The 26357-nt window shown below is 53.0% G+C and carries 33 protein-coding genes and 1 tRNA gene; 8 read left to right on the top strand and 26 right to left on the bottom strand.

Annotation, left to right across the window (positions count from 1 at the left end):
- Positions 1–6 precede the first annotated feature (6 nt).
- A complete protein-coding gene (locus FRIGORI9N_RS01810; protein ID WP_159568199.1) occupies positions 7–1209 on the bottom strand; it encodes an alkane 1-monooxygenase in 1203 nt (400 codons plus the stop codon).
- 181 nt (positions 1210–1390) lie between these two features.
- On the opposite strand from FRIGORI9N_RS01810, the gene FRIGORI9N_RS01805 reads away from it, so the two are divergent.
- The 7 genes from FRIGORI9N_RS01805 (at position 1391) to FRIGORI9N_RS01775 (ending at position 7263) form a co-directional block, all read left to right on the top strand.
- On the top strand, positions 1391–2035 hold the full coding sequence (locus tag FRIGORI9N_RS01805) for a TetR/AcrR family transcriptional regulator (RefSeq protein ID WP_159568198.1): 645 nt from the start codon (positions 1391–1393) through the stop codon (positions 2033–2035).
- Positions 2036–2162: 127 nt separating this feature from the next.
- On the top strand, positions 2163–2906 hold the full coding sequence (locus FRIGORI9N_RS01800; protein WP_159568197.1) for a response regulator transcription factor: 744 nt from the start codon (positions 2163–2165) through the stop codon (positions 2904–2906).
- Positions 2907–2960: 54 nt separating this feature from the next.
- On the top strand, positions 2961–4229 hold the full coding sequence (gene hemA, locus FRIGORI9N_RS01795; protein ID WP_159568196.1) for a glutamyl-tRNA reductase: 1269 nt from the start codon (positions 2961–2963) through the stop codon (positions 4227–4229).
- Entirely contained in the window at positions 4230–5312 is a 1083-nt protein-coding gene (gene prfA / locus FRIGORI9N_RS01790) for a peptide chain release factor 1 (RefSeq protein WP_159568195.1), read from the top strand. It begins immediately after the preceding gene.
- On the top strand, positions 5309–6172 hold the full coding sequence (gene prmC, locus FRIGORI9N_RS01785) for a peptide chain release factor N(5)-glutamine methyltransferase (RefSeq protein ID WP_159568194.1): 864 nt from the start codon (positions 5309–5311) through the stop codon (positions 6170–6172). The genes prfA and prmC overlap by 4 nt, the downstream gene beginning before the upstream one ends.
- 102 nt (positions 6173–6274) lie before the next feature.
- Positions 6275–6607: a Grx4 family monothiol glutaredoxin gene (gene grxD / locus FRIGORI9N_RS01780; protein WP_159568193.1), complete on the top strand. Its 333-nt coding sequence runs from the start codon at positions 6275–6277 to the stop codon at positions 6605–6607.
- Between the two features lie 53 nt (positions 6608–6660).
- Positions 6661–7263, top strand: a complete 603-nt coding sequence (locus FRIGORI9N_RS01775) for a UbiX family flavin prenyltransferase (RefSeq protein ID WP_159568192.1) — start codon at positions 6661–6663, stop codon at positions 7261–7263.
- A gap of 12 nt (positions 7264–7275) precedes the next feature.
- On the opposite strand, the gene FRIGORI9N_RS01770 is transcribed toward FRIGORI9N_RS01775, so the two are convergent.
- The 8 genes from FRIGORI9N_RS01770 to FRIGORI9N_RS01735 form a co-directional block, all read right to left on the bottom strand.
- Positions 7276–8142 (bottom strand): SAM-dependent methyltransferase, encoded by an 867-nt coding sequence (locus FRIGORI9N_RS01770; RefSeq protein ID WP_159569555.1) that lies wholly within the window; start codon positions 8140–8142, stop codon positions 7276–7278.
- A 278-nt stretch (positions 8143–8420) separates the two neighbouring features.
- Positions 8421–8496, bottom strand: a tRNA-Thr gene (locus FRIGORI9N_RS01765).
- A 14-nt stretch (positions 8497–8510) separates the two neighbouring features.
- Positions 8511–9053, bottom strand: coding sequence for a ClpXP protease specificity-enhancing factor (locus FRIGORI9N_RS01760; protein ID WP_159568191.1), 543 nt, complete (start codon positions 9051–9053; stop codon positions 8511–8513).
- A gap of 46 nt (positions 9054–9099) precedes the next feature.
- Positions 9100–9702 (bottom strand): glutathione S-transferase N-terminal domain-containing protein, encoded by a 603-nt coding sequence (locus tag FRIGORI9N_RS01755; protein WP_008247910.1) that lies wholly within the window; start codon positions 9700–9702, stop codon positions 9100–9102.
- A gap of 75 nt (positions 9703–9777) precedes the next feature.
- Positions 9778–10533, bottom strand: a complete 756-nt coding sequence (locus FRIGORI9N_RS01750; protein ID WP_159568190.1) for a cytochrome c1 — start codon at positions 10531–10533, stop codon at positions 9778–9780.
- Between the two features lie 54 nt (positions 10534–10587).
- Positions 10588–11853, bottom strand: coding sequence for a cytochrome bc complex cytochrome b subunit (locus FRIGORI9N_RS01745; RefSeq protein WP_159568189.1), 1266 nt, complete (start codon positions 11851–11853; stop codon positions 10588–10590).
- A 25-nt stretch (positions 11854–11878) separates the two neighbouring features.
- Positions 11879–12484, bottom strand: coding sequence for a ubiquinol-cytochrome c reductase iron-sulfur subunit (petA, locus tag FRIGORI9N_RS01740; RefSeq protein WP_159568188.1), 606 nt, complete (start codon positions 12482–12484; stop codon positions 11879–11881).
- A gap of 145 nt (positions 12485–12629) precedes the next feature.
- Positions 12630–13382, bottom strand: a complete 753-nt coding sequence (locus FRIGORI9N_RS01735; RefSeq protein WP_159569553.1) for a Nif3-like dinuclear metal center hexameric protein — start codon at positions 13380–13382, stop codon at positions 12630–12632.
- A 32-nt stretch (positions 13383–13414) separates the two neighbouring features.
- Here FRIGORI9N_RS01735 and FRIGORI9N_RS01730 point away from each other — a divergent pair, with 32 nt between their 5' ends.
- Entirely contained in the window at positions 13415–14569 is a 1155-nt protein-coding gene (locus FRIGORI9N_RS01730) for a Do family serine endopeptidase (protein WP_159568187.1), read from the top strand.
- Between the two features lie 24 nt (positions 14570–14593).
- On the opposite strand, the gene tatC is transcribed toward FRIGORI9N_RS01730, so the two are convergent.
- From tatC to FRIGORI9N_RS01645, 17 genes are read right to left on the bottom strand one after another with little or no spacing between them, the layout of a single operon-like run.
- On the bottom strand, positions 14594–15331 hold the full coding sequence (tatC, locus tag FRIGORI9N_RS01725) for a twin-arginine translocase subunit TatC (protein WP_159568186.1): 738 nt from the start codon (positions 15329–15331) through the stop codon (positions 14594–14596).
- Positions 15332–15346: 15 nt separating this feature from the next.
- Complete coding sequence (gene tatB, locus FRIGORI9N_RS01720) at positions 15347–15772, bottom strand: Sec-independent protein translocase protein TatB (RefSeq protein ID WP_159568185.1); 426 nt, start codon at positions 15770–15772, stop codon at positions 15347–15349.
- 24 nt (positions 15773–15796) lie between these two features.
- On the bottom strand, positions 15797–16033 hold the full coding sequence (tatA, locus tag FRIGORI9N_RS01715) for a Sec-independent protein translocase subunit TatA (RefSeq protein ID WP_159568184.1): 237 nt from the start codon (positions 16031–16033) through the stop codon (positions 15797–15799).
- Positions 16034–16068: 35 nt separating this feature from the next.
- On the bottom strand, positions 16069–16425 hold the full coding sequence (locus tag FRIGORI9N_RS01710) for a histidine triad nucleotide-binding protein (RefSeq protein ID WP_159568183.1): 357 nt from the start codon (positions 16423–16425) through the stop codon (positions 16069–16071).
- 22 nt (positions 16426–16447) lie between these two features.
- Complete coding sequence (locus tag FRIGORI9N_RS01705; RefSeq protein ID WP_159568182.1) at positions 16448–16786, bottom strand: phosphoribosyl-ATP diphosphatase; 339 nt, start codon at positions 16784–16786, stop codon at positions 16448–16450.
- Between the two features lie 13 nt (positions 16787–16799).
- Positions 16800–17225: a phosphoribosyl-AMP cyclohydrolase gene (hisI, locus tag FRIGORI9N_RS01700; protein WP_159568181.1), complete on the bottom strand. Its 426-nt coding sequence runs from the start codon at positions 17223–17225 to the stop codon at positions 16800–16802.
- A gap of 12 nt (positions 17226–17237) precedes the next feature.
- Positions 17238–18002 carry an imidazole glycerol phosphate synthase subunit HisF gene (gene hisF / locus FRIGORI9N_RS01695; RefSeq protein ID WP_159568180.1) on the bottom strand — a complete coding sequence of 255 codons (765 nt, stop codon included), beginning with the start codon at positions 18000–18002 and terminating at the stop codon, positions 17238–17240.
- Entirely contained in the window at positions 18002–18751 is a 750-nt protein-coding gene (hisA, locus tag FRIGORI9N_RS01690; protein ID WP_159568179.1) for a 1-(5-phosphoribosyl)-5-[(5-phosphoribosylamino)methylideneamino]imidazole-4-carboxamide isomerase, read from the bottom strand. The genes hisF and hisA overlap by 1 nt, the downstream gene beginning before the upstream one ends.
- A gap of 52 nt (positions 18752–18803) precedes the next feature.
- Positions 18804–19436 carry an imidazole glycerol phosphate synthase subunit HisH gene (gene hisH, locus FRIGORI9N_RS01685; protein ID WP_159568178.1) on the bottom strand — a complete coding sequence of 211 codons (633 nt, stop codon included), beginning with the start codon at positions 19434–19436 and terminating at the stop codon, positions 18804–18806.
- Positions 19433–20020, bottom strand: coding sequence for an imidazoleglycerol-phosphate dehydratase HisB (gene hisB / locus FRIGORI9N_RS01680; protein ID WP_171035109.1), 588 nt, complete (start codon positions 20018–20020; stop codon positions 19433–19435). Before hisB ends, hisH begins: the two co-directional genes overlap by 4 nt.
- Before the next feature lie 13 nt (positions 20021–20033).
- Positions 20034–21134: a histidinol-phosphate transaminase gene (hisC, locus tag FRIGORI9N_RS01675; RefSeq protein WP_159568177.1), complete on the bottom strand. Its 1101-nt coding sequence runs from the start codon at positions 21132–21134 to the stop codon at positions 20034–20036.
- Between the two features lie 7 nt (positions 21135–21141).
- Entirely contained in the window at positions 21142–22464 is a 1323-nt protein-coding gene (gene hisD / locus FRIGORI9N_RS01670; RefSeq protein ID WP_159568176.1) for a histidinol dehydrogenase, read from the bottom strand.
- A gap of 20 nt (positions 22465–22484) precedes the next feature.
- Positions 22485–23120: an ATP phosphoribosyltransferase gene (gene hisG / locus FRIGORI9N_RS01665; protein WP_159568175.1), complete on the bottom strand. Its 636-nt coding sequence runs from the start codon at positions 23118–23120 to the stop codon at positions 22485–22487.
- Positions 23117–24373 (bottom strand): UDP-N-acetylglucosamine 1-carboxyvinyltransferase, encoded by a 1257-nt coding sequence (gene murA / locus FRIGORI9N_RS01660; RefSeq protein ID WP_159568174.1) that lies wholly within the window; start codon positions 24371–24373, stop codon positions 23117–23119. The genes hisG and murA overlap by 4 nt, the downstream gene beginning before the upstream one ends.
- A gap of 15 nt (positions 24374–24388) precedes the next feature.
- Complete coding sequence (locus FRIGORI9N_RS01655; protein ID WP_371717123.1) at positions 24389–24631, bottom strand: BolA family protein; 243 nt, start codon at positions 24629–24631, stop codon at positions 24389–24391.
- A 33-nt stretch (positions 24632–24664) separates the two neighbouring features.
- Positions 24665–25420 carry an ABC transporter permease gene (locus tag FRIGORI9N_RS01650; protein ID WP_159568173.1) on the bottom strand — a complete coding sequence of 252 codons (756 nt, stop codon included), beginning with the start codon at positions 25418–25420 and terminating at the stop codon, positions 24665–24667.
- Positions 25417–26325: an ABC transporter ATP-binding protein gene (locus FRIGORI9N_RS01645; protein ID WP_159568172.1), complete on the bottom strand. Its 909-nt coding sequence runs from the start codon at positions 26323–26325 to the stop codon at positions 25417–25419. Before FRIGORI9N_RS01645 ends, FRIGORI9N_RS01650 begins: the two co-directional genes overlap by 4 nt.
- Positions 26326–26357 lie beyond the last annotated feature (32 nt).

The following is a 26357-nucleotide window of genomic DNA, read 5'->3' as shown; positions in this document are numbered from 1 at the left end:
CTCCTTTTACGCTGCAGCGCGGTTGAATTGTTGGTTGGCTTGCTGCCCCAACTGAGCCGACTTCAAACCTTTCATTCCACTTTTTACACTGGCCTCAATGGCCAGTTTTTTCTCTTCAGGCGTAGCGAAAGTTTCATCCCAGTGATTCAGCAAAGGTGTCATTGCCTTTTTGTACAGCGGTGGCACCAAGGCCAGCAAAATTGTTCCTAAATATCCCGTTGGCAACATGGGCGCATGGCGATAACTGCGCAAGTTCCAGTATTCCTGGTCTGCCTCAGCATGGTGGTGTGAATGGCGTGTCAGCGCATACAACAGTGCTGTCGATACCGATGCATTGGTATTCCAGCTGTGGCGTGGCTCTACCTTGTCTTCCGGGCGACGAACAATGCCGTAATGCTCCATGTAGTTCACGATTTCAAGCAGGGTTTTGCCGCCCGCACTCATGATCCAGAACATCACCATGCCAACCCAGCCGCCGATGTAAAACGAAGCAGCAAACAAACTCAGGCTCATCAAATTGCCACGCATCATGCGGCTGTGAACAGGGTTCCAAACCGACCGGTTGAACTTCGCCAAACGCTGCTTTTCCAGTCTCCATGCCGACTTGTAACCGCCAATGGTACTTTTCAGTACAAAGCCATACACATTTTCACCGCGCTGCGCCGTGGCTGGGTCAGCGGGTGTACCCAGGTTTTTGTGGTGGCCGTACACATGCTCAATCGCAAAGGAAGCATCGCAAGTAAACGCCAACATCCAGCGTCCCAAAATCATATCGCGCAGGCTGTAGGTTCTGTGGGTCAACTCGTGGCCCACGTTTGTGCCGCCAGCACCAAACAAGAACGCTCCGGCCACTGCACCAACAAACCACTGGTACCACGTGGTGTCAACCTGCAACTGCAAACGATCATACCCAAAGGTACTTTTCATGAACCCGTCAATGCCCAACACGTCCACAGGCCCCACCGCCCAAGTGAAGCACAACGTCACCCACATCAAAATCGGCAGGGTCAGCCACAGCATCAGGTTCAGAAAAAACTCCCCCTCCATGCGTGGTTCACTGCGGTCGTCTGGCAACAAAATATCACCCAGTGCAACCACCAATACCAAAGCGGCAATACCGGTGTACATCCAGGCACCGCCTTGCATCATGGCGTGCATGACGCCAATGGCGATCACAGGAAATGTTGTGAATTTAAGGTAATGCAACATGTGAGGTCTCCCGTTCAAAAGTGCCCTCTGATTATTGAGTGTGGGGCTTGGTCTATCCCTGATGCTTCGCATGTTAACAACTGTTAACATGCTCGTCAATACCCTTTGTCATCAATTGGATAAAACTTCTAAATCACGGATTCATAACAGCTGTTCGGGTTTTGGTTATAATCAGTCGCTTATGACATCCTCTGCATCAACCGTCCATGGACGCACCCGGCTTATTGAGGCTGCGCTAAACCTGAGCTATCAAAGGCGAAGTTTCTCCAGCCTTGGCATTCGCGAAATTACCCGCGAGGCGAAACTGTCTGCACCCGCTTTTTACCGCCACTTCGAAGACCTGGCCGACCTCGGCACGGCGGTCATTCTGGAAGTAGAAAAAGCTGTACTGGACGCCTTCACTGAAGTACGCATGAGTACCGCCAAAGAAGCGGACCTCGATATTCGCCCCATGCTGGTCAAACGGTTTTTTGACTGGGCAGCCGACAATCCAAAACCCGTGGTGGTTGGCGCTTCCGAGGCATTCGGTGCACTTGAGCGCATGCGGGATGGACTGAAGAAAACAATTCGAGCGATTAGTGAAGACATTTGCAGCGACAATCGAATTGCCGCCCTGCTGCCTGGCCTACCCAAAGAAGAAATGATCGAAGTGCTCGAGGTCTTGGCTCAAAATGTGCTGTTCATGGCCGTTGAATATGTCGAGAAGCCCGATCAACGGCAGGCCATTTATGACAAGGCGCTTCGCATCGTGGCGGTCATTTTTGCTGGCGCCCACGCCACCCACGCCATGAAGCTGGAACAGGAAAGCGTTCGGATTCCTGATTGATAAATCAGCCCAACTTGCAATTTAACAAAAAAGCAACATTGTGTTTCACAGTCTGTTTAAAGGATTAAACTGTCAACACACAAATTAACATTGTGGTAACAATATCCCAAAAGCAGGAGCCACACCCATGCGCATCGCCATTCTTGAAGACGACCTGACACAAAGCGAAATGTTGCGCTGGGTGCTCGAATCCGTAAACCACAAATGCCATTGCTTTGCCACATTCAAAAGCTTCCAGACTGCGCTGTACCGCGACAGTTTCGACCTGGTGCTGCTCGATTGGGTGTTGCCCGACAGCTCAGGCCCCAAGGTGATGCACTGGATCCGCGACACACTGCACATCAAAGTACCCGTACTCTTTATTACCTCAAAAACAGACGAAGAGAATATTGTTGAAGCCCTTAACGCAGGGGCTGATGACTACATGATCAAACCCATTCGTCGCGGCGAACTGGTTGCCCGTGTCAATGCCCTGTTGCGTCGCGCCTACCCTGAACTGACCGCGCCCGAGGTATTTGAAATTACCGACCTGGAATTTCATCCCAAGTTTTCAACCATCGTGCGCCACACCAAACGCGTGGTCATGACCCAGAAAGAATTCGACTTGGCCTTGTTGCTATTTCGCAATCTGGGCAAACCACTGTCACGTTCACACATTCAGGAAACCGTGTGGGGGCGCGACACCGACTTGCCCTCCCGAACCATGGACACTCACATATCCCGCGTGCGCTCCAAGCTGGCTTTGCGGCCAGAACAAGGTTTCAGATTAACACCCGTGTACGGCTTTGGTTACAAGTTGGAGCAAGTTGATCACGAAGGCAAATCGGCTGACCTCGCAAAAATCAAACGCCAACTCGCCGAGAACGATTGAGGGCGTATTCGCCATAGCGGGTTATAATGAAGGGTTTTCCGCCCAGTAGGTATTATGGAGCTTTTCGCAGTCGGCCTGAATTATCAATCCGCACCGCTCGCACTTCGCGAGCGCTTGGCGTTTCCGGCCGAACAATTGCAAGAGGCCTTGCGCGCACTGGCGCACCGTGTTCAAGCCCCTGAAGCGGCCATTCTTTCTACCTGCAACCGCACAGAAGTGTATTGCGCAGCCAGCAACATTGAACAGCTCAAAACCGACTTGCTGGAATGGCTCGCAACCAACCGCAACATTCCCACCACCGAACTTGGCCCGCACCTGTACATACTGCCGCAACAGGAAGTGGTGCGACACGCCTTTCGGGTGGCCAGCGGGCTCGACTCAATGGTGCTGGGCGAAGCTCAAATTCTGGGCCAAATGAAGCAAGCCGCCCGCACCGCCGAAGAAGCGGGCACGCTGGGCCAAATGCTGCATCAGCTTTTCCAGCGCACGTTCTCTGTGGCCAAAGAAGTGCGCTCGCACACCGAGATTGGCGCACACTCGGTGTCCATGGCCTCCGCTGCCGTGAAACTGGCCAGCCGTATTTTCGGTGACCTCAGCAAACGCAATGTGCTGTTCATCGGCGCAGGCGAAATGATCCAGCTGTGTGCCACCCACTTTGCTGCACAAAACCCAAAAAGCATCACCATTGCCAACCGCAGTGCAGACCGTGCCAACCAACTGGCCCAAACCCATGGAGCCAGTGTCATTGGCCTTGCACAAGTGCCCGAGCAACTTGCGAAAAGCGACATCGTGATTTCCTGCACTGCCAGCACTTTGCCCATCATTGGTCTGGGCATGGTTGAAGCAGCCTGCAAAAAGCGCAAACACGAACCCATCTTCATGCTCGACCTTGCGGTGCCACGCGACATCGAAGCCCAGGTCAGCAAGCTCGACGACGTCTTTCTCTACAGTGTTGACGACCTCAGCCAAATTGTTCAGGAAGGCCGAGAACAACGCGCAGCCGCTGTCGAACAGGCCGAAGCCATTATTGAGTCGCAAGTTCAGGGGTTCATGCGCTGGATGAGCGAACGCTCGCTGGTCCCCACCATACAAGACATTCACCAGAAAGCCGACGACATCGCCCAACTAGAACTGGACCATGCCCGTAAACAGCTTGCCAAAGGCACTCCAGCAGATGAAGTGCTTCAACTGATGGCCCACCGCATGAGCGCCAAATTCATGCACGGCCCCATGCAAGCCTTGCACCAAGCCAGCCCGGCTGAACGCGAAGCCCTGTTAAAGTGGCTACCCCAGCTATTCAACATTAAAAATACCGACAAATAGATGAAAGACAGCATGCGGAACCGGCTAACGCGCCTTGCCGAGCGCCTTGCCGACCTTGAAGATTTTTTGTCGTCACAGAATGCTGCCAACGACATGGTGCAGTTCAAAGCCATCACGCGTGAACGCTCTGAGTTGCTGCCTGCCACCGAGCGCTTTGCTGAATATCAAAGCCTGGAAGCCGACCTGAACACCGCTCGCGAATGGCTTTCCGACCCCGACATGCGCGACATGGCCCGCGAAGAAATTGCCCAGAACGAAACCAAACTTGCGCAACTCGAAGCCGATCTTCAACGCCTGTTGCTACCCAAAGACCCCAACGACCACCGCAATGCCATGCTTGAAATTCGGGCCGGCACGGGGGGCGATGAATCAGCCCTGTTTGCTGGCGACCTGTTTCGCATGTACACCCGCTACGCTGAGCGTCAAGGTTGGCAAATAGAAATCATGGGCGCCAGTGAATCGGAATTGGGTGGCTACAAAGAAGTGATTGTCCGCCTGGCTGGCGAGAATGTGTACAAACACCTGAAATTTGAATCGGGCGGTCACCGCGTTCAACGCGTGCCTGCCACCGAAAGCCAGGGACGTATTCACACCTCAGCCTGTACTGTCGCAGTGATGGCCGAACCCGACGAAGCAGAAGTCGTTGAAATTAACCCGGCCGATTTGCGAATCGACACTTACCGCGCCAGCGGCGCAGGCGGTCAACACATCAACAAAACCGACTCGGCGGTGCGAATCACCCACCTGCCCACTGGCCTTGTGGTGGAATGCCAGGACGAACGCAGCCAGCACAAAAACAAGGCCAAGGCCATGAAAGTGCTGAATGTTCGCCTTCAGGACAAAATCGACCGTGAGCGACAGGCCGCAGAAGCTTCCGAGCGGCGCAGCCTGGTAGGCTCTGGCGACCGCTCCGAGCGCATACGCACCTACAACTTCCCACAGGGGCGCATGACCGACCACCGGATCAACTTGACCCTGTATAAACTCGACTACATCATGGACGGGGATTTAACTGACCTGATGAACGGCCTGACAGCCTTCCACGAAGCAGAACTGCTGGCTGAAATAACCGCCAAAGAATGAGTACATTGCCCCAACCCACCATTGAATCGGTATTGCAACAAACCCGCGAAGAGACCGGGTTGCCAGCCAGCGAACTTCGAGTATTAATGACCTTTATCACCGGCTTTGACCGTGTGAACCTGGTCACCAAAGGCAATCGGGCATTACCCATGGATCAGCTCAGCGCATTTAAATCGCTGGCAGCCAAACGCCAACATGGCGAACCCATCGCCTACCTTGTGCAACAAAAAGAATTTTACTCCCGCAACTTTTTTGTTGATTCCCGCGTGCTGATTCCCCGCCCGGAAACCGAAGAACTGGTTGAACACGCACTGGGCTTTCTACAAAGCAAATCCACCGAGAACCTGCTGACGCGCGTACTCGACATTGGCTGCGGCAGTGGCGCCATCGCATTATCACTCGCGCTTGAAAACCCCATACTCGAAATAACAGCCACCGACATCTCGGCCGACGCGCTCTGGGTTGCGCAATACAATGCCAATGAACTGGGTGCAAAAAATGTGCGTTTTGTACAATCTGACCTGTTTGCGAATCTGTTGAATCAAACGCCACCACTGGCCTTTGACCTGGTTTGCAGCAACCCGCCCTACATTGAACAGGGCGACGAACACCTTTCGCAAGGTGACTTGCGGTTCGAGCCCAAACAAGCCTTGACCGACGGCGGAGACGGCCTTCACTTTTACCGTGAAATAGCCCGGCACAGCCCAAGCCTGTTGCGCGCAGGCGGCGGTGTACTCGTAGAACACGGTTATAACCAGCAACAAGCAGTGAAAGCCTTGTTCTCCCAGCCGCCATATGTGCATGTTCAGGGCTTGCCCGATTTGGCCGGTACCCCCCGTTTTGTATTTGCCCACATCTAATTTGCACAGCAAATGCACGCAAGGCATTGAAAACGAGCGTTTTATACCCACATCCATTACACTACAGGGTTGTAGCAATTTATCTCTTTGAAAGGAAGTTTTATGAGCGTTCGCGATTCCATTCACGAAACCGTCACCAGCCACCCCGTGGTTTTGTTCATGAAAGGAACAGCCCAGTTCCCCATGTGCGGGTTTTCTGGTCGCGCCATTCAAATCCTGAAAGCCTGCGAAGCGGAAAAAGTAGTCACAGTGAACGTACTGGACGACCCCGAAATTCGTCAAGGCATCAAAGAATACGCCAACTGGCCAACCATCCCACAGCTGTATGTGAACGGTGAGTTTTTGGGCGGTTGCGACATCATGACCGAGATGTATCAAAACGGCGAATTGCGAGCATTGATTGCAACCGCCAATGCATCCACCAAGTCTGAATAAATCGTGAAACAGGTCGCACCATTCTCCGTGCGGCCACTTCCGGGCACCCCATCTTGAGCAGCACCCTTCCCCCACAGTTCACACAATCGATCACGGTTGCCATCACAGGTGCCAGTGGCGCCTTGTATGGCCTGAAAATCCTTGATTTACTGCGGGCACGTGGCGACACGGAAATTCATTTGGTGGTGTCTTCTTCCGGCTGGCTCACGCTGGCCAGCGAAAGCGATTTGACCAAAGAAGAAATTGAAGCCAAAGCACACGTCGTGCACTCGCCGAAACAAGTAGGCAACTGCATCGCCAGTGGGTCTTACCCGTCCATGGGCATGGTGATTGCACCTTGCTCCATGCACACGCTAGCAGCCGTGGCACATGGCTTGTCAAATAACTTAATTACCCGCGCAGCCGATGTGGTGCTGAAAGAACGACGTCGCCTGGTGTTACTACCCCGCGAAACGCCACTGAACCTGGCTCACTTGCGCAACATGGTCAGCGTGACTGAAATGGGCGGCATTGTCATGCCACCCGTGCCTGCGCTGTACCAGCGGCCTGCCAGTATCGATGCCATGGTCACCGACACAGCTCAACACGCCCTGCAACTCCTGGGGCTGCCCAATACGCAGCGCAACGAGTGGCAAGGCTTGAGAAACACCAACTAACGAATGAATAGCTCAGGCAGGTACGTGAAAACGTTGCTGCAAGCCCTCTTCTCCGTCCAATCCAAGCTCCGCCAACATATCGTGCAATCGTTGGGCCGCCTTTGGATTCGACCGCTGGTGTTTTTTTGCAATAATCAGCTCGTTCTTCATCGAGTGCTCCCACCCCACCAGCTCTGTCACCGTCACTTGGTAACCATGTGCCTCCAGTTGCAAACAACGCAACACATTGGTTAACTGACTACCAAACTCGCGAGTGTGCAGCGGGTGACGCCACATTTCGACCAAACTGGTTTTGCCGAGTTGACTGGCTTTGTTCTTGCGCAAATGAGTAGCCACCTCCGCCTGGCAACACGGCACCAGCGCCATGAACTTCGCCTGTTTTTTCAAACCAAATGAAATTGCATCATCGGTGGCCGTGTTGCAGGCGTGAAGCGCAGTGACAATGTCGACTGTTTCAGGCAAATCAGGGTGATCTGTGGTCTGCGCCACTGGCAAATTAATAAACTGCATACCCGTATCAAAGCCAAGATGTTCCGCAAGCGTATTCGACTTGTCCACCAACTCCTGTCGGGTTTCAACGCCCGCCACCACCGCCCCTTCCGGATTTTGCTTAATGTACAAGTCGTACAAAATGAAACCGAGATAGGATTTTCCTGCGCCATGATCGACCAGGTACATGCCACCGTCATTGGCTTTGCGCACGTCTTCAATCAGCGGCTCAATAAAATGAGTCAGGTGGTACACCTGCTTCAGCTTCCTTCGGCTGTCTTGGTTAATCCCGCCATCACGCGTCACAATGTGCAGCGCCTTCAACAGTTCAATCGACTGGCCTGGCTTAAGCTCCAATGCGTCTAAGGGATTCTTCTTGGGTTTGGGCATGGTGTTTGGCTGCATTGAATTCAATGCGCACAGTGTAAAGGGTTTAAGCGCAGTCGGCATTGGGTGCTGCTTGCTTGTCAGCTGGTTTAATAGCCCAATCAGCGACGGTGGTAGAGAGACGCTAAGGCCGGTGACTCGGAGCTGAACTTGCAAGTGGTCGCACGATGACCGGTCAGAAAACTTGCTGGATTGGCGCGCCGAGTTGACAAGAAATCCGAATGTGGCGCATTCAAAACAAAAACAAACCAGGATGATTTCCCGAGAGACCGGGAGAAGAATGGTGCCGCTTGTCGGATTCGAACTGACGACCTACCGCTTACAAGGCGGTTGCTCTACCAACTGAGCTAAAGCGGCACTTAAGAGAAGCGCTATTTTACTCGAGTCAGATGATTCTTTTTCTTCTGACCGGGTTTTTTTGGTGTTTTTTCATCAGATTTATCTGATTTAGTTACAGACAATGGCTTAGAGTCCTCTGAAACACCTGAAACAGAGCGCAAACCTGCTGGCTTGGCACCCGAATCATCAGAGACCGGCTCGTCGTCTTCATCAAGAACAAACTGAACTGCTTCGCTACCATCGCCCTCAATCTCGGCCAATGGCTTGAGCACTTCAAACGCCATACCATGACCGTTTTCGCGGGCATAAATAGCACTGATCTGTTCAATCGGCACAAAAATCTCACGCACCACGCCGCCAAACCGTGCTTCGAACTCAACCGCTTCGTTGCCCAAATTCAATTTGTTCGTCGCCAAGGGAGAAGTATTCAACACAATCTCCCCGGCCTTCACAAATTCTTTGGGCACTTGGGTTTTCTCGTTCACAGCAACGGCAAGGTAAGGCGTGTAGCCATTGTCGACGCACCATTCGTGAATGGCTCGAATCAAATAAGGCTTTGTAGATACTTCAGTCACTGCTTTGTCCTCGACGTTTCTGGCTTGCTACTCAATCCGCATCCAATTAACGACGCATCACCTTCTCAGAGGGTGTCAATGCATCAATAAATGCGGGCTTGGCAAAAATACGCTCAGCGTACTTCATCAGTGGTGCGGCAGACTTGGGTAGTTCAATACCGTAGTGCTCCAGGCGCCACAGCAAGGGGGCCAAAGCAACGTCCAGCATTGAAAAGTCTTCACCCAACATGTACTTGCTTTTCAAGAACACGGGCGCCAATTGCGTGAGTTGTTCGCGAATGGCCGATTTGGCTTTGTCCATTGCCTTTGGATTGCCAGCTTTCTCCAACACACTCACGTGTTGAAAAAGTTCGCGCTCAAAGTTGAACAGAAACAGACGGGTACGGGCACGCATGACTGGATCGGCAGGCATCAACTGAGGATGCGGAAAACGTTCGTCAATGTATTCATTGATGATGTTTGATTCATACAGAATCAAATCACGTTCTACCAAAATTGGCACCTGGCTGTAAGGATTCATCACACTGATGTCATCAGGCCGATTGAACAAGTCAATGTCCTTGATCTCGAAATCCATGCCTTTTTCATGCAAAACGAACCGGCAACGTTGAGAAAACGGGCAAGTCGTTCCAGAGTAAAGAACCATCATAATGTTGTCATCCCAAAACAAAAAATGGCCGGGGCGAGCAAACGCCCCAGCCTGTACACGATTAAGCCAAATAGCTTACTTGATGTCTTTCCAGTATGCGGCGTTCAAGCGCCATGCAAAAATGGTAAACACGCCAAAGAACAACAGCACAATTACGCCCAACTTGAAGCGATCTTCGCGCACAGGCTCAGCCATAAACACCAGAAAACTGGTGAGGTCGGCCATGGCCTGATCATATTCAACCTGATTCATGGTGCCAGGTTTTGTCTGCTCGAATCCAACGAACTGCTGGATTTTCTTTTCTGCATCATGCGGATCAGCCACCTCTTCGTACTTGGCGATTCGCTCGCCCTGCAATTCCCACAGCACATGAGGCATACCCACATTCGGGAAGGCCATATTGTTCCAGCCTGTTGGCTTGGATGGGTCGCGGTAATACGTGCGCAAATAGGTGTAGATGTAATCAGCACCCGGGCCGTTCGAAGATGCGCGTGAACGCGCGATCAACGACAGATCGGGAGGTGCCGCACCAAACCATTGCTTGGCATCTTTGGCATCCATTGCAATGGTCATGGTGTCGCCCACATTTTCCGTGGCAAACATCAGGTTTTCCTTGATCTGCTCGTTTGTCAAACCGATGTCGCGCAAGCGGTTATAACGCATGCTTTCAGCAGAGTGACAATTCAAACAATAATTAGAGAACAACTTGGCACCGCGCTGAAGCGCTGCCATGTCATTCGTCAGATCAGGCGCTTTATCCAGTGGATAGTTACTGCCCGCACTGAAAACCAGTGAAGGAACAAGCGCCAACAAAGCCAGTAGTTTTTTCATTATTTAATCCCTATCTTGTCCAGTTCGTCGTCCAGTCAGCTCAGTGCGCATGACTTAGTGCGGTTGAAACACAACACGGTCGGGCACAGGCTTGAATGTTCCAAGCTTGGACCACCATGGCATGGCCAGGAAGAACAGGAAGTAATACAGGGTACCGATCTGGGAAACGATTTGACCAATGTCTGATGGCGGCTTCACACCCAGGTAACCCAACACAATGAAGTTGATCACAAACACCGCATAAATCCACTTGTGCAGCGCTGGGCGATAACGGATTGACTTCACCTTGCTCTTGTCCAGCCAAGGCAGGAAGAACAGGATCACAACCGCACCACCCATGGCCACTACACCCCAGAATTTCGCATCCAGCCCCAGGAACGGGAATGTGATGGCGCGAAGAATGGAGTAGAACGGTGTGAAATACCACACCGGTGCAATGTGAGCAGGCGTCTTCAGTGGGTCAGCCGGAATGAAGTTGTTGTATTCCAGGAAGTAACCACCCATCTCGGGAGCGAAGAACACAATGGCGGAGAACACCATCAGGAATACGCCCACACCAAGAATGTCGTGCACTGTGTAATAGGGGTGGAATGGAATACCGTCCAAAGGCTTGCCGTCAGCGCCCTTCTTTTCCTTGATTTCAACACCATCGGGGTTGTTTGAACCCACTTCGTGCAAAGCCACCAGGTGAGCTGCCACCAAGCCGAGCAATACCAACGGAATGGCGATGACGTGGAAAGAGAAGAAGCGGTTCAAGGTTGCATCGGAAACCACATAGTCACCGCGAATCCAGATGGCCAAATCGGGGCCAATAACAGGAATTGCCGAGAACAGGTTTACGATTACCTGCGCACCCCAGTAGCTCATTTGACCCCATGGCAACAGGTAGCCAAAGAATGCTTCAGCCATCAGGCACAGGAAAATTGCAACACCGAAGATCCAGATCAGCTCACGGGGCTTGCGATAAGAGCCATACAACAGGCCACGCATCATGTGCAGATAAACCACCACGAAGAACATGGAAGCGCCTGTGGAGTGCATGTAACGCACCAGCCAGCCCCAAGGCACATCACGCATGATGTATTCCACAGACTGGAAAGCCTTGGCCGCATCGGGTTTGTAGTGCATGACCAGGAAAATACCAGTCACAATTTGAATGACCAGTACCAACAAGGCCAGTGAGCCAAAGAAGTACCAGAAGTTGAAGTTTTTGGGCGCATAGTACTCGGACAAATGCGCTTTGTAGGTCGATGTCAGGGGAAAGCGCTGGTCAATCCAGCCCAACACGCCTGTCGTTTCGACTTTTTTGTCTGCCGCCATAATTACTACTCCTCGCTCTCAGATGTCAGGCGTTGTTCTCGTCTACACCGATCAACAACCTGGTGTCTGACAAATATTTGTGGGGTGGCACTTCCAGATTGTCCGGTGCTGGCTTGCCAGCATATACGCGGCCGGCCAGGTCGAAGGTTGAACCGTGACAAGGACAGAAGAAGCCGCCTTGCCAGTCATCAGGCAAGCTCGGCTGAGGACCTGGCTCAAAACGGGCAGAGGGCGAGCAGCCCAAGTGTGAGCAAATACCCACCGCCACCAAATATTCGGGCTTGATTGAGCGATGAATGTTGCGTGCATACTCTGGAGTCAATTGATCAGGGCTGCGCTCGGAGTTGGGATCGGCCAATTGATCATTCAGCTCGGGCAAAGCCTCGAGCATTTCAGGATCACGGCGAACCACCCAAACTGGCTTTCCGCGCCATTCGACAGTTTTCATGTCGCCTGGCTGCATGCCAGAAATATCAAGCTCAACGGGCGCACCGGCTGCTTTCGCGCGCTCGGAGGGTGCCATTGAAGTCAGAAACGCGCCGCCAGTTGCCGCAGCCGCTACACCACCCGCTGCGCCGCAAGCGATCATCCATACGCGACGTTCTTTGTCTACAGGTTGATTATTGCTCATCAAAATAACCCCGAAAGTAAAATCCAGTGATCCATGCAACCGGAGATTGTACCCTAGCAAGCTGAAAACAAGGAACAGTTTTGGGGAGAATTTCCATCAAATGCTGAATGTACAGATACATTTGCTGCCATACATTAGAAAACATCTAAACAGCAACAAACAAATCCCGGAAAATCACTTCAATACCGTAGCGCTGTGCAATCCATTCGCCCAAGGCCTTCACGCCACATCGTTCCGTTGCATGGTGGCCTGCCCCCAACAAGCTGACATTGCATTCGCGTGCCACATGAACAGCCGGTTCCGACAGCTCCCCGGTCAGGTACAGGTCTGCCCCCTGTAATGCAGCCTCCTCGACATATCCCGGCGCGCCGCCCGTACACCAAGCCACCGTACTGACCAACCGTTCCGGATCGTCGTTTCCCTCAACTTGAACATGATGCCCCAGCACGCTGCACACCCGACCCACCAATTCTTTCAAAGGCTGGGGCGAAGGTAGATCACCCATGTGAATCAGTCCTTTGTCACCCACCACACGCGTACTGGGCCAACCGAGCATTTTCCCGAGCTGGGCGTTGTTACCCAACTCCGGGTGCTTATCCAGCGGCAAATGGTAAGCAAATACATTCAGGCCATGGGCCAGAGCCAACTGCAGGCGCTCTTTGCGAAAGCCCGTGATCACTTGCGGATCGCCTTTCCACATCAGGCCATGGTGTACCAAAACGGCGTCAGCATTTAACTCAACGGCCAGCTCAATAAGCGCTTTCGAGGCTGTAACCCCCGTCAGAACCCGTTGAATCTGGGGCCTGCCTTCCAACTGGAGACCATTTGGGCAATAATCTGACATGCGAGCCTGATCCAGCAATTCCCGCAAGTCATGTTCCAGCACATTCCGATCCACTGAAGCCAACGGCGCACCCCTGCATTCTTGATATGTTGAAAAAACTCTGGCTGACCTTCGCTCAGGCCTTAACCGTACTTCTTGCATTGTATTTCATCACCGAAGTACTGCGCCCTGAATGGACGCCCAACTGGCTTCAAAAGCCGGCTTACCAAACCGCCCAACCACAAGGCGTTGTCGGCTACCGGGAAGCCGTGGACAAGGCCATGCCCGCGGTGGTGAACATTTTCACCAGCAAACGGGCCAACAACATGCCCAAACACCCTTTTTTCGAAGACCCGGAAATCCGGAAGTTTTTCGGGGATGAACTTGAAGAACAGTTTGAAGAAGAACAGCAGGCTTCCAGCCTGGGTTCGGGTGTGATCGTCAACAGCGAAGGGCTGATTGTGACCAACCAGCACGTGGTTGAGGCGGCCGATGAAATCGAAGTCAGCCTGAACGACGGCCGAACCACCAAAGCCGAGCTGGTAGGAACCGACCCGGAAACCGATCTGGCAGTACTTCGAATCAAACTCGACAACCTGCCCAGCCTGAAATTTGCGGCCGAAGAGGCAGTCAGGGTGGGCGATGTTGTGCTGGCCATGGGCAACCCTTTCGGTGTGGGCCAAACCGTGACCATGGGAATTGTGAGTGCCTTGGGTCGCAACCACGTGGGCATCAACACCTTTGAGAACTTCATCCAAACCGATGCGGCAATCAACCCGGGTAACTCGGGCGGCGCGCTGGTGGACACTGCGGGCAACCTCCTGGGCATCAACACGGCCATTTACAGTCGCTCTGGCGGCTCTTTGGGTATCGGCTTTGCCATTCCTGCAAAAACCGTGCAGGGTGTGCTGAATCAGATCGTACGCACAGGCACGGTAACTCGCGGCTACATTGGCGTAGAACAGCAAAACATCACTGAAGAACTGGCCTCAGCGTTCGACCTGCCTCAAAAAGACGGTGTCATTATTGCCGGCATTGTGAAAGATGGCCCCGCAGACAAAGCGGGCCTGAAGGTGGGCGATATTCTGTTGAAACTGGACGACAAAAAGATTACTGACACCACGCAGATGTTGAACCAGATTGCGGCCTATGCGCCCGGTGAGAAAAAATCGGTAGAGCTATTGCGGGATGGCAAGAAAGAAAGCATCACAATTGAGATTGGTGTTCGACCCAAGCCCGGTGACTTCCTGAAACGACGGTAAAAAACCGGGCTGTTCGTACCCGGTTTATTCCATAATTTGCTGACGCTGTTTGCCAATCACCTTGGCAAACAAAATGCCCACTTCGTACAGTATGCAAATGGGAATTGCCAGAAACAACTGGGACATCACGTCGGGCGGGGTCACAATGGCCGCAATTACAAATGCAGCCACAATGACATATCCGCGCACTTCCGCCAGTTTCTCAACGGTAACCACGCCCAGATACACCAGTACAACCACCACAATCGGCACTTCAAACGTCATGCCGAAGGCCATGAACATGGTCAGTACAAAGCTCATGTAGGCCTCGATATCTGGCGCGGGCGTGATGCTTTGAGGCGCAAAGTCGTTAATGAAGGCGAATACCTTGCCAAACACGATGAAGTGACAAAACGCGATGCCCAGCAAAAAAAGCACGGTACTGGAGAAAATAATGGGCAAGGCCATTTTTTTCTCGTGCAGGTACAAACCCGGCGCAATAAAAGACCAAGCCTGGTAAAGCAATATAGGCAGCGAAATGACAAATGCCACCATGGCGGTCAACTTAACCGGCACCATGAAGGGGGTGATCACGCCAGTGGCGATCATCTTGGTACCTTCGGGCAATGCACTTTGAATCGGCAAGGCCAATAAATCAAAAATGTAGGCCGCGCCTGGGTAGGCCATCAAGGCCACAAACACAATCAAAAACCCGATTACAGCGCGCAACAAACGGTCGCGCAGCTCTACAAGGTGACTGACAAAATTTTCTTGCTGACTCATTACCCGTGCACCTTGTTATTTGGCCTCGACCTTGGGAGCGGGTCCCACGGCATGCTCTGGCGCTGGATCTGCCGCCTTGACAGGTGACTGTGTTGTGGATGACTTGGTGGTCTCAGCAGCCAGTTTGCTGCTTTCCAGTTCGGCGATGTCATCTTCAATGGACTTCACCGATTTGTTCAAATCAGATTCAGTATCCCGAAGCGTGGTTTGAACGTCGCCTTCTACTTTGCGCGCAGCAGTTTGCATTTCTGCCTGCAACTTGCGCAACTCATCAATTTCCATTTCCCGATTGATTTCAGACTTGACGTCACTGACGTAACGCTGGGCTTTGCCCAACAAGTGGCCAACGGTTTTGGCCACTTTGGGTAATTTTTCAGGACCTATCACCAGCAGCGCGATCACTGCGATGATAAGCATTTCCGAGAACGCAATGTCGAACATGCTGCACGCCGCAAAAAAGGGAAATTAGCTGGAAGATTTCTCTTTCGCTTCTACGTCGATCGTATCGGACTTCTTGGCATTGCCATCGGCCAGCTTGGCTGCATTTTGCTCGCCTTCCGTACCGGCTTCTTTCATGCCGTCTTTGAAACCCTTGACCGCTCCGCCCAAGTCCGAGCCGATATTGCGCAGCTTCTTGGTGCCGAACACCAACATCACGATAACCAGCACGATTACCCAGTGCCAAATGCTAAATGAACCCATAATCTACTCCTGATTTGTGTCTGAATCTTGATCAGTTACAAGGCTGGCATGCCAAGCATGACGCCCAATGGCTTATCTGAACCAAGAATGTGTACATGAACATGATACACCTCTTGGCAACCTACCCTTCCCGTGTTGACAATGGTTCGGAAACCATCGTTACACCCTTCTTGCTTTGCCAGTTTTCCAGCAATTGTCATGATTTTTCCCATGACAGGAATATCCTCCTCAGAGGCATCAGTCAGCGTGGGAATGTGCTTTTTAGGAATAATTAAAAAGTGCACAGGCGCAGCAGGTTTGATGTCGTGAAACGCGAGGATATCCTCGTCTTCATATACTTTTCTGCTAGGGATTTCCCCAGCGATGATTTTGCAGAAAATACAATCTGACATGTCTTGTCCCTTTTGCGTATTTTTACTTGGGTCGATTGGCCTTTTCGACCAAGCCCGACAAACCCATGCGACGATCAAGTTCAGCCAGCACATCCGAGGCCTGAAGCCCGTGCCAGCCCAGCAATACCATGCTGTGAAACCACAAGTCAGCCGTTTCGGCGATCACTTTGTCGGGGTTCTGGTCTTTAGAAGCCATGACCAGCTCACAGGACTCCTCGCCAATCTTTTTCAGAATTGCATCTTGCCCTTTGTGGTGCAACTTCGCCACATACGACTGCTCGGGGTTGCCTTGCTTACGCTCTTCCAACACCCGCGTTAGACGTTCGAGCAAATCTCCAGACGCTTTTTCAAGGTCAGCCATGCCTGTTCATTCCTTATTTTTTTCCGTACATGTCGGAAGGGTTTTTCAACACAGGGTCTTTGGCAACCCACTTGGGCCTTTCACCTTGAGCACCTTCCAGCGCGTAATAAAAGCAGCTTTCACGACCTGTGTGACAGGCGATGCCACCCACTTGCTCAACCATCAGCACCAGTACGTCGCCATCACAATCCAGGCGAATTTCCTTGACCCTTTGCTGGTTGCCCGATTCTTCACCTTTGTGCCAGAGCTTACCGCGCGAACGTGAAAAATACGTTGCAAAACCCGTGTTGACAGTAATTTCCAAGGCCTCGCGGTTCATCCAGGCCACCATCAGTACGCGCTTGGACGCATGGTCTTGCGCCACCACATTGACCAAACCCTTGTCATCAAAACCGACACTGTCCAGCCAGTTCTCGGTGATCACTACATCTTTGCTCATGGCATGGCCCCTTTACAGCCGAACAGTAATACCAGCCTTGGCCATGTGGGCTTTGGCCTGTTGTACCGTGTATTCACCATAGTGAAAAATGCTGGCGGCCAACACTGCACTGGCCTTGCCTTTGATCACACCGTCGACAAGGTGATCCAGGTTACCCACACCGCCACTGGCAATCACCGGAATGGTGACCGCATCCGACACCGCACGAGTCAACTCAAGGTTAAATCCGATTTTGGTGCCGTCGCGGTCCATGCTGGTCAACAGCAGTTCCCCGGCGCCCAGCGCCTGCATTTTGCGCGCCCACTCAACGGCATCCAGGCCGGTGGGTTTGCGACCACCATGGGTATACACCTCCCAGCCGGGCTCGCCATTGCTTTTTGCTTTGGCATCAATGGCCACCACAATGCATTGCGAACCGTACTTGGTCGCAGCCTCAGCCACCAACTCGGGGTTGGTGACCGCAGAGGTATTGATGCTGATTTTGTCGGCACCTGCGTTCAATAGCCTGCGCACGTCCTCGACCTTGCGCACACCGCCGCCCACCGTCAAAGGAATGAACACTTGACTAGCCACAGATTCGATGACGTGCAAAATCAGGTCACGGTCATCCGATGATGCCGTGATGTCCAGAAAAGTCAGCTCGTCGGCACCCTGATCATCGTATCGGCGTGCGATTTCAACGGGGTCCCCCGCGTCTCGCAACTCAACAAAATTGACACCCTTGACCACCCGGCCCGCAGTTACATCGAGGCAGGGAATGATACGGCTTGCAAGCATTAGTAGGACTTTCCGTTCAATTCATCGGCCAAAGCCTGGCCTTTTGCGAAATCCAGCGTGCCTTCGTAAATCGAGCGCCCACAGATGGCACCCATTACACCTTCGTGCTCAACGCCGCACAGCAGTTTCACATCGTCCAGATTGGTAATGCCGCCGCTGGCAATTACCGGAATGGTCAATGCATTGGCCAAGCGCACGGTTGCTTCGATATTCACGCCACCGAGCATGCCGTCACGGCCAATGTCAGTGTAAATAATGGCCTCTACGCCGTAGCCTTCGTATTTCTTGGCCAGATCAACCACGTCGTGTCCGGAAATTTTGCTCCAGCCATCGGTGGCCACTTTGCCGTCTTTGGCGTCCAGACCCACAATAATTTGTCCGGGGAAAGCACCGCAAGCATCGTGCAGGAAGCCAGGGTTCTTCACCGCGGCTGTGCCAATAATCACATAGCTCAAACCGTCATCGAGGTAACGCTCAATGGTGTCGAGGTCTCGAATACCACCGCCAAGCTGAACGGGGATTGCCCCACCCACCGCGTCAAGAATGTCGATGATGACGCCCTCATTCACGGGCTTGCCCGCGATCGCGCCATTCAGGTCGACCAGGTGCAGGCGGCGTGCGCCGCTTTGTACCCATTTCATGGCCATTTCGACCGGGTCTGCCGAGAAAATGGTGGCATCGTCCATATTGCCTTGCTTCAGGCGAACACACTGACCGTCTTTCAGGTCGATTGCTGGAATGAGTAACATGAGACTGTGTTGTTAACTATTCAAGTGGGTGAAAAAAATGATCGATAAAAAATCAGGGGTTCCATCTCAAAAAGTTGGAATACAACCTTAGGCCGTCCTCCGCACTTTTTTCAGGATGAAACTGTGTTGCAAAGATGTTATCCCGTGCAATGGCGCAGGTAAAGCGAACACCGTAGTCAGTTTCACCTGCAACGTGTTCCGGATTCAAGGGGTTGACGTGATAGCTGTGTACAAAATAGAACCAGGCACCATTCTCAATGCCTTCCCACATGGGATGCTTCACGCGCTGATTCACTTGGTTCCAGCCCATGTGTGGCACTTTCAATCCGCACTCCACCGTTAGCCTGGGATCAAACTTCACCACATCACCAGGAAACAGGGAAAGACAGTCTGCAGGCCCTTCGGCACTGCGCTCCATCATCATTTGCTCGCCAACACACACGCCAAACAAAGGTTTTGATTCGGCAGTGCGGTACACCGCGTCCATCAAGCCTGATTCGCGCAGGGCTTTCATGCAATCGGGCATGGCACCCTGACCTGGCAATACAACACGACTGGCCCGGTCGATTACGGCGGGATCGTCGGTGATCTGAATTTCCTGATTGTCGAGCTTTACATGCTGCAAGGCTTGGGCCACCGAACGCAAGTTACCCATGCCGTAATCAACAACGGCAACTAGACTCACAAAGCACCTTTGGTACTCGGAATGGCACCCTGCTGACGTTCATCAATGGCCACCGCCATGCGCAAGGCACGACCAAAGGCCTTGAACACGGTTTCGCACTGGTGGTGTGAATTCACACCCTTCAGGTTGTCGATGTGCAAGGTACACAGGGCATGGTTCACAAAGCCCTGGAAAAATTCAAACACAAGATCCACATCAAATGCACCAATGCTGGCACGCGTGAACGGAATGTCCTGATGCAAACCAGGGCGACCAGAAAGATCGATCACCACACGTGACAGGGCTTCGTCCAACGGCACATAGCTATGGCCGTAACGAACGATTCCTTTTTTGTCACCCAAAGCTTTGGTGAATGCCATGCCCAAGGTAATGCCAGTGTCTTCCACGGTGTGGTGTGCATCAATGTGCAAGTCACCCTTGGCCACAATATGCAAGTCGAACAGGCCGTGGCGCGAAATTTGTTCCAGCATGTGGTCCAAAAACGGCACACCGGTGTCGAGGTGGCGTTCACCTGTCCCATCCAGATTGATTTTGACGGTGATCTGGGTTTCCAGGGTATTGCGGGTAACTTCTGCGGTTCTCATGATTGTCTAAAAGTTATGCGGCCTTCGCGGCCACTTCGTCGATGGATTCTTGCACAGCCACCAAAAACTGCTGATTCTCTTGTTCTGTGCTCACGGTCACGCGCAAGCAGTTTTGGAGCAAGGGGTGGGCCTTGCCCACATATTTCACCAAGATACCCTTGTTTTTCAGGGCATCAAAGACTTCAAGCGCATTCGGGACGCGGAAAAGTACAAAATTGGCGTAAGAATCAAACACTTCAACGTCGCCGCTGCTTGTTTTCAGATTTCTCAGTGCCTCGGCCAACACATTGCGCTGTTCGCAAAGCATGGCGGCCTGTGCCGCGAAGGCATCAAAGTGCTCTAGTGCAAACTGCACCGCAATGCGCGTGAGCACGTTGACATTGTAGGGCGGGCGCACTTTGTCGATTTGCTCAACCCAGGCAGGGCTGGCCACGGCGTAGCCCAAACGGGCACCGGCCAGGCCCAGCTTGGAGAAAGTGCGCAGCACCAATACATTTGGAAACTCGAGGACTCTCGCCATGAACGAGGCATCTGCAAACGCTTCGTACGCCTCATCGACCACCACCAAGCCAGGCGTTGCTTCGATAATTTGCACAATTTCGGCTTCGCGCAGCGCCACCCCCGTGGGGTTATTGGGGTAAGCCAAAAACACCACTTTGGGCTGGTTGGTGGCAATGGCTTTCAACATGGCGGGCATGTTGAGGCTGAAATCAGCATTCAGGTCTACGCCCACAAAGCGGGCATGGCTCCACTGGCTGTACACGGCATACATCACGAAAGTGGGCACGGGCGACAAAACTGCGTCGCCGGGCATGCAACAGGCCCGAATGATGAGATCAATCAATTCATCCGAACCATTGCCAAACAACACGTGGGCCGCCTTGGGAATGGCCGTACAAGCGCGCAAAGCGGCCTCAAGATCCAAAGCTTTGGGTGCTGGGTAACGGTTCAGTTCAGCAGTTTTCAACTGCTGTGCAAGTTCATCCAGCAAAGCAGCAGGCATGCCCTGCGGATTTTCCATGGCATCAAGTTTCAACATGCCAGCCGAGGGCGCCACCACGTAGGCTTGGGTGGCCTGCACGTCGGCACGAATCGTTTTTTGAAGAAGACTCATGGTGCGCTCAATCCGCCTTTCGGAACTTGGGGCCAACACGGTACTCCGCAGAACGCGCGTGTGCAGGCAAGCCTTCGCCATAGGCCAATTCAGCGGCCACTTCACCCAAGGTGCTTGCACCTTCACGGCTGGCAAAAATAATACTGCTGCGCTTCTGGAAATCGTAAACACCCAAGGGCGAGCTGAAACGGGCGGTGCCTGCTGTGGGCAACACGTGGTTGGGGCCTGCACAGTAATCGCCTAGCGATTCACTGCTGTAGGGACCCATGAAAATGGCACCGGCGTGCCGCAACTTACCCACCCACGCGTCGGGGTCTTGCACGCTCAACTCCAGGTGTTCTGGGGCAATTTGATTGCTCAACTCACAGGCTTCATCCATGTCGCGCACTTGAATGAGTGCACCGCGGTTTTTAAGCGATGTAGCAATAACGGTGGCGCGTGGCATGGTGTCCATCAGGCGCTTGATACTGGCCTGCACGTTGTCGAGGAATTCCTTGCTGGGACTCAACAAAATGGACTGCGCCATTTCATCGTGCTCAGCCTGGCTGAACAAGTCCATGGCGATCCAGTCGGCATTCGTGCTGCCATCGCAAATCACCAATATTTCAGAAGGCCCTGCAATCATGTCGATGCCGACCGCGCCAAACACACGGCGCTTGGCCTCGGCCACATACGCGTTGCCAGGGCCCACAATTTTATCCACGCGCGGCACGGTCTGTGTGCCATAGGCAAGCGCAGCCACAGCCTGTGCGCCACCAATGGTGAACACACGGTCTACACCCGCCAGGTGAGCAGCAGCCAACACCATTTGATTTCTCACACCACTGGGCGTGGGCACCACCATGATCACTTCTTTTACGCCCGCCACTTTCGCGGGCACGGCGTTCATGAGCACGGAAGACGGGTAAGCCGCCTTGCCACCGGGCACATACAGGCCCGCGCGATCCAGGGGCGTTACACGCTGGCCCAAGCGAGTGCCATCAGCCTCGGTGAATTCCCAGCTTTCTGCAACCTGACGCTCGTGAAATGCACGCACGCGCTGTGCGGCCACTTTCAGGGCCTCGCGCTGGGCAGAATCGAGTGTGTCAAAAGCCTGCTTCAACTCGTCTTGCCCAATTTCCAGTTCAGCAGCGCTGCCGACCTTCACACGGTCAAATTTCTCGGTGAGTTCCAGCAAGGCTTCATCGCCGCGCTTGCGCACGGCATGAATAATATCGGCCACTGCGCCTTCCACATGGGGATCGCGTTGTTCTTCATAGGCGAGCAATGCACGGAACTGCTCGGCAAAGTTGGCTTCTTCTGTAGACAATCGACGAATTTGGGAAGACATTTTTTACTACCTTTAAAAATTCACGCTGCTGCTTGGGTAAACACATCCAGAATTGGCTGCAAAGCCTCGTACTTCATTTTCAATGCCGCTTGGTTCACTACCAATCGGGAGGAAATTTCGCAAATTTCTTCAACCTCAACCAGCTTGTTGGCGCGCAGGGTTGAGCCCGTGCTGACCAAATCCACAATGGCGTCGGCCAGGCCCACCAGCGGTGCCAGTTCCATGGAACCGTACAGCTTGATCAAGTCAACATGCACACCACGATTGGCAAAATGTTCACGGGCGCTGTTCACATATTTGGTGGCAATGCGCAAACGTGCGCCCTGCTTCACGGCGCTGGCGTAGTCGAAGCCCTCGGGCGCAGCCACACACAGGCGGCATTTGGCAATATTCAAATCCAGCGGCTGGTACAAGCCTGCGCCAGAATGCTCAATAAGAACATCTTTTCCGGCTACCCCCAGGTCAGCAGCGCCATGCTGCACATAAGTGGGCACATCGGTTGCGCGCACAATGATGATTTGAACGTCGGCACGGTTGGTGCCGATAATCAGCTTGCGCGATTTTTCAGGGTCTTCAGACGGCACAACACCTGCTTTCTCGAGCAGGGGCAGTGTTTCTTCAAAAATACGTCCCTTGGACAGGGCCAGTGTGATCATTCCGCTACTCTCGTGACGTCCGCGCCCAATTTGCGCAATTTCTCTTCCATTTTGTCATACCCGCGGTCCAGGTGATAAATGCGGTCAATCCGCGTTTCATCACTGGCAGCCAAACCGGCAATCACCAAGCCGGCAGAAGCGCGCAGGTCGGTGGCCATCACCGTAGCACCCTCCAAGCGCTCAACGCCTTTGATAATCGCTGTGTGGCCTTCAATTTCAATGTTCGCGCCCAAACGCACCATTTCCTGAACATGCATGAAACGGTTTTCGAAAATGGTTTCATTCACCACTGCTGTGCCATCGGCCAGACAATTCACCGCCATGAGCTGTGCCTGCATGTCAGTGGCAAAGCCGGGGAATGGCGCTGTGCGCGCACCCACAGCCTTGGGGCGTGTGCTCATGCTGGCGTGAATTTTTGTGCCATCGACTTCAATGCTTACACCCGCTGTGCGCAGCTTTTCAATGGTCGCGTCCATGCTGTCTGCATCGGTGTTATTCAGGGTAATGTTGCCACCACACGCGGCCACCGCGCACAAGAATGTGCCGGCTTCGATGCGATCGGGCATCACCTGATACTCGCAACCATGCAGCGTTTCTACGCCATGTACAGTAATCGTGTCGGTGCCTATGCCTTCAATTTTCGCGCCCATTTTCACGAGCATGTTGGCCAGGTCCACCACTTCGGGCTCACGGGCCGCGTTTTCAATAATCGTGGTCCCTTCCGCCAGCGCAGCCGCCATCATCAGGTTTTCAGTACCGGTTACTGTGACCATATCGGTCACAATGCGGGCGCCCTTCAAACGCTTGGCCTTGGCATGAATGTAGCCCTTCTCGATGGTGATCTCAGCACCCATGGCCTGCAGCCCCTTGATGTGCTGGTCAACCGGGCGCTGCCCGATTGCGCAACCACCGGGCAAACTCACGCTGGCCTCGCCAAAACGCGCCACAAGGGGACCAAGGACCAGAATGCTGGCACGCATGGTTTTCACCAGGTCGTAACTGGCGACGGGCTCAGAAATTTCTTCGGCACGCAAAGCCAATTGGTTTTCGCCATGCCAGAAGCACTGCACCCCCATTGAACCCAGCAAGCGCAAACACGTGTTGATGTCGCGCAGACGTGGCACGTTGGTGATGGTGACCGGCTCGGCGGTCAACAAACTGGCACACAGAATGGGCAGGGCCGCATTTTTCGCACCAGAAATTGACACTTCTCCGTGAAGCGGCTTACCGCCACGAACCAAAAATGAATCCATTGAAGGGCAGTCCTTTTACGCTTGTTGTTGAGCCCATTCACCGGGCGTCAATGTTTTCATCGACAGCGCGTGAATCTCGGCACGCATTCTGTCACCCAGTACTGCATACACTTTTTGATGACGCTGAATTGAGCGCAACCCTTCAAACGCACTGGCCACGATGACCGCCTCAAAATGCTGGCCGTCACCAGACACGGTGAGGTGTTCACATTCCAAGCCCTGCGCAATATAGCCGCGAACGGTTTCAGGCAACAACATGATTTTTCCTATCCTTTTGATTCAACAGCACTATTATCCCCTCAATTTGTAACCGGAGGTCACCATCCGCATCGCAATTGCGGTCAAAACAGCCCAAGCAGTCAGGCCAATTGCCAGGCTGAACCAGGGACTCACATCGCTCACCCCGAAGAAGCCGTAGCGAAAACCGTCAATGAGGTAGAAAAATGGATTGAAGTGCGACACGGTTTGCCACACGGCCGGCAGGGAGTGGATCGAATAGAACACGCCCGACAAAAAGGTGGCCGGCATAATAATGAAATTCTGGAAAGCGGCCAGCTGATCGAACTTCTCAGCCCATATTCCGGCAATAACACCCATGGTGCCCAGCAAGGCTGAACCCACCAGGGCATGCACCAAAATCCAGACTGGGTTGTACACATGCAAGCCAACAAACGCCACCGTGACCAGCAAAACACCAAGACCAACCGCAATGCCACGCGCCATCGAGGCCAGCACATACGCTGAGAAAAACTCGAAATGGGACAAAGGTGGCAACAGCACAAACACCAGGTTGCCGGTAATTTTGGATTGGATCAGGCTGGACGACGAATTAGCGAATGCATTTTGCAACACCGACATCATCACCAAGCCGGGCACCAGAAAGGCCGCATAGCTAACGCCGGGATAAGGCTCTACCTTGCCATCGAGCACATGCGAGAAAATCATGAGATACAACAAGGCAGTAACAACAGGCGCCAGCACGGTCTGAAAGCTGACCTTCCAGAATCGCAAAATCTCTTTTTTGAACAGGGTTTGCCAACCGGTCATTTGGAACCCCCACTCATCAGCTGCACAAACACCTCTTCCAGATCAGGCTTTTCAATGCTGCACTCCAAAACATCCAGGTGATCTTGGCGGCATTGGGCCAGGATTTGCTCAATTTCAGCAGGGCCGTTCAAGGCCAGGGTGTAACGTCCTTCGCTGACATTCGCCTTCAGTACCCTGGCTTGAAGAGCGGCCGGCAACACGCCATTGAGCTGCATATTTAGCGTTTGATTGGCGTGCTTTTTCAGTAAATTGGGGGTGGTGTCTACGGTGAGCACCTCGCCCTTTTTCAGCATGGCGATGCGGTTACACAGGGTTTCCGCCTCTTCAAGGTAATGAGTGGTCAACAAAATGGTGTGGCCTTTCTGGTTCAAGCCAGCGATAAACTTCCACAAGGTTTGACGCAATTCAACGTCTACACCCGCAGTTGGCTCATCCAGTACGATCACAGGCGGCTTGTGAACCAATGCCTGGGCCACCATGACCCGGCGCTTCATACCGCCTGACAAGGTGCGCATATTGCTGTCCGCTTTGTCCATCAAGCTGAGCGAATGCAACAGTTCGTCGATCCAGTCGTCGTTCTTTTTTAATCCGAAGTAACCCGATTGAAAACGCAAGGTTTCCCGCACAGAGAAGAAGGGATCAAAAACGAGTTCCTGCGGCACAATACCGATGCTTCGGCGGGCATCGCGAAACTGGTCCACCACGTCAAAACCCATCACCCTGGCAGAGCCGTTACTGGCCCGGCTTAGGCCAGCAATAATATTGATCAGGGTGGTTTTACCGGCGCCGTTGGGGCCGAGCAAGGCGAAGAACTCCCCTTCCTGAACCGTGAGTGACACATTGTTCAAGGAACGGAATTCGCCAAAATACTTGGAAACCGAGCTTAGCTCTAGTGCAAACGACATGACTTCTCGCACCGATGAACGGTGCTACAGGT

Source organism: Limnobacter sp. 130, from assembly GCF_902506325.1.
Classification (GTDB): domain Bacteria; phylum Pseudomonadota; class Gammaproteobacteria; order Burkholderiales; family Burkholderiaceae_B; genus Limnobacter.
The sequence above is the reverse complement of the archived record's forward strand: the minus strand, read 5'-3'. Positions and strand labels throughout refer to the sequence as shown.

Bases quoted from the DNA above. Each gene is read 5' to 3' on its own strand.
- FRIGORI9N_RS01810 (WP_159568199.1), bottom strand. From the start codon at position 1,209: ATGTTGCATTACCTTAAATTCACAACATTTCCTGTGATCGCCATTGGC.
- FRIGORI9N_RS01805 (WP_159568198.1), top strand. From the start codon at position 1,391: ATGACATCCTCTGCATCAACCGTCCATGGACGCACCCGGCTTATTGAG.
- FRIGORI9N_RS01800 (WP_159568197.1), top strand. From the start codon at position 2,163: ATGCGCATCGCCATTCTTGAAGACGACCTGACACAAAGCGAAATGTTG.
- hemA (WP_159568196.1), top strand. From the start codon at position 2,961: ATGGAGCTTTTCGCAGTCGGCCTGAATTATCAATCCGCACCGCTCGCA.
- prfA (WP_159568195.1), top strand. From the start codon at position 4,230: ATGAAAGACAGCATGCGGAACCGGCTAACGCGCCTTGCCGAGCGCCTT.
- prmC (WP_159568194.1), top strand. From the start codon at position 5,309: ATGAGTACATTGCCCCAACCCACCATTGAATCGGTATTGCAACAAACC.
- grxD (WP_159568193.1), top strand. From the start codon at position 6,275: ATGAGCGTTCGCGATTCCATTCACGAAACCGTCACCAGCCACCCCGTG.
- FRIGORI9N_RS01770 (WP_159569555.1), bottom strand. From the start codon at position 8,142: ATGCCCAAACCCAAGAAGAATCCCTTAGACGCATTGGAGCTTAAGCCA.
- FRIGORI9N_RS01755 (WP_008247910.1), bottom strand. From the start codon at position 9,702: ATGATGGTTCTTTACTCTGGAACGACTTGCCCGTTTTCTCAACGTTGC.
- FRIGORI9N_RS01750 (WP_159568190.1), bottom strand. From the start codon at position 10,533: ATGAAAAAACTACTGGCTTTGTTGGCGCTTGTTCCTTCACTGGTTTTC.
- FRIGORI9N_RS01745 (WP_159568189.1), bottom strand. From the start codon at position 11,853: ATGGCGGCAGACAAAAAAGTCGAAACGACAGGCGTGTTGGGCTGGATT.
- petA (WP_159568188.1), bottom strand. From the start codon at position 12,484: ATGAGCAATAATCAACCTGTAGACAAAGAACGTCGCGTATGGATGATC.
- FRIGORI9N_RS01730 (WP_159568187.1), top strand. From the start codon at position 13,415: ATGTTGAAAAAACTCTGGCTGACCTTCGCTCAGGCCTTAACCGTACTT.
- tatC (WP_159568186.1), bottom strand. From the start codon at position 15,331: ATGAGTCAGCAAGAAAATTTTGTCAGTCACCTTGTAGAGCTGCGCGAC.
- tatB (WP_159568185.1), bottom strand. From the start codon at position 15,772: ATGTTCGACATTGCGTTCTCGGAAATGCTTATCATCGCAGTGATCGCG.
- tatA (WP_159568184.1), bottom strand. From the start codon at position 16,033: ATGGGTTCATTTAGCATTTGGCACTGGGTAATCGTGCTGGTTATCGTG.
- FRIGORI9N_RS01710 (WP_159568183.1), bottom strand. From the start codon at position 16,425: ATGTCAGATTGTATTTTCTGCAAAATCATCGCTGGGGAAATCCCTAGC.
- FRIGORI9N_RS01705 (WP_159568182.1), bottom strand. From the start codon at position 16,786: ATGGCTGACCTTGAAAAAGCGTCTGGAGATTTGCTCGAACGTCTAACG.
- hisI (WP_159568181.1), bottom strand. From the start codon at position 17,225: ATGAGCAAAGATGTAGTGATCACCGAGAACTGGCTGGACAGTGTCGGT.
- hisF (WP_159568180.1), bottom strand. From the start codon at position 18,002: ATGCTTGCAAGCCGTATCATTCCCTGCCTCGATGTAACTGCGGGCCGG.
- hisA (WP_159568179.1), bottom strand. From the start codon at position 18,751: ATGTTACTCATTCCAGCAATCGACCTGAAAGACGGTCAGTGTGTTCGC.
- hisB (WP_171035109.1), bottom strand. From the start codon at position 20,020: ATGAGAACCGCAGAAGTTACCCGCAATACCCTGGAAACCCAGATCACC.
- hisC (WP_159568177.1), bottom strand. From the start codon at position 21,134: ATGAGTCTTCTTCAAAAAACGATTCGTGCCGACGTGCAGGCCACCCAA.
- hisD (WP_159568176.1), bottom strand. From the start codon at position 22,464: ATGTCTTCCCAAATTCGTCGATTGTCTACAGAAGAAGCCAACTTTGCC.
- hisG (WP_159568175.1), bottom strand. From the start codon at position 23,120: ATGATCACACTGGCCCTGTCCAAGGGACGTATTTTTGAAGAAACACTG.
- murA (WP_159568174.1), bottom strand. From the start codon at position 24,373: ATGGATTCATTTTTGGTTCGTGGCGGTAAGCCGCTTCACGGAGAAGTG.
- FRIGORI9N_RS01655 (WP_371717123.1), bottom strand. From the start codon at position 24,631: ATGTTGTTGCCTGAAACCGTTCGCGGCTATATTGCGCAGGGCTTGGAA.
- FRIGORI9N_RS01650 (WP_159568173.1), bottom strand. From the start codon at position 25,420: ATGACCGGTTGGCAAACCCTGTTCAAAAAAGAGATTTTGCGATTCTGG.
- FRIGORI9N_RS01645 (WP_159568172.1), bottom strand. From the start codon at position 26,325: ATGTCGTTTGCACTAGAGCTAAGCTCGGTTTCCAAGTATTTTGGCGAA.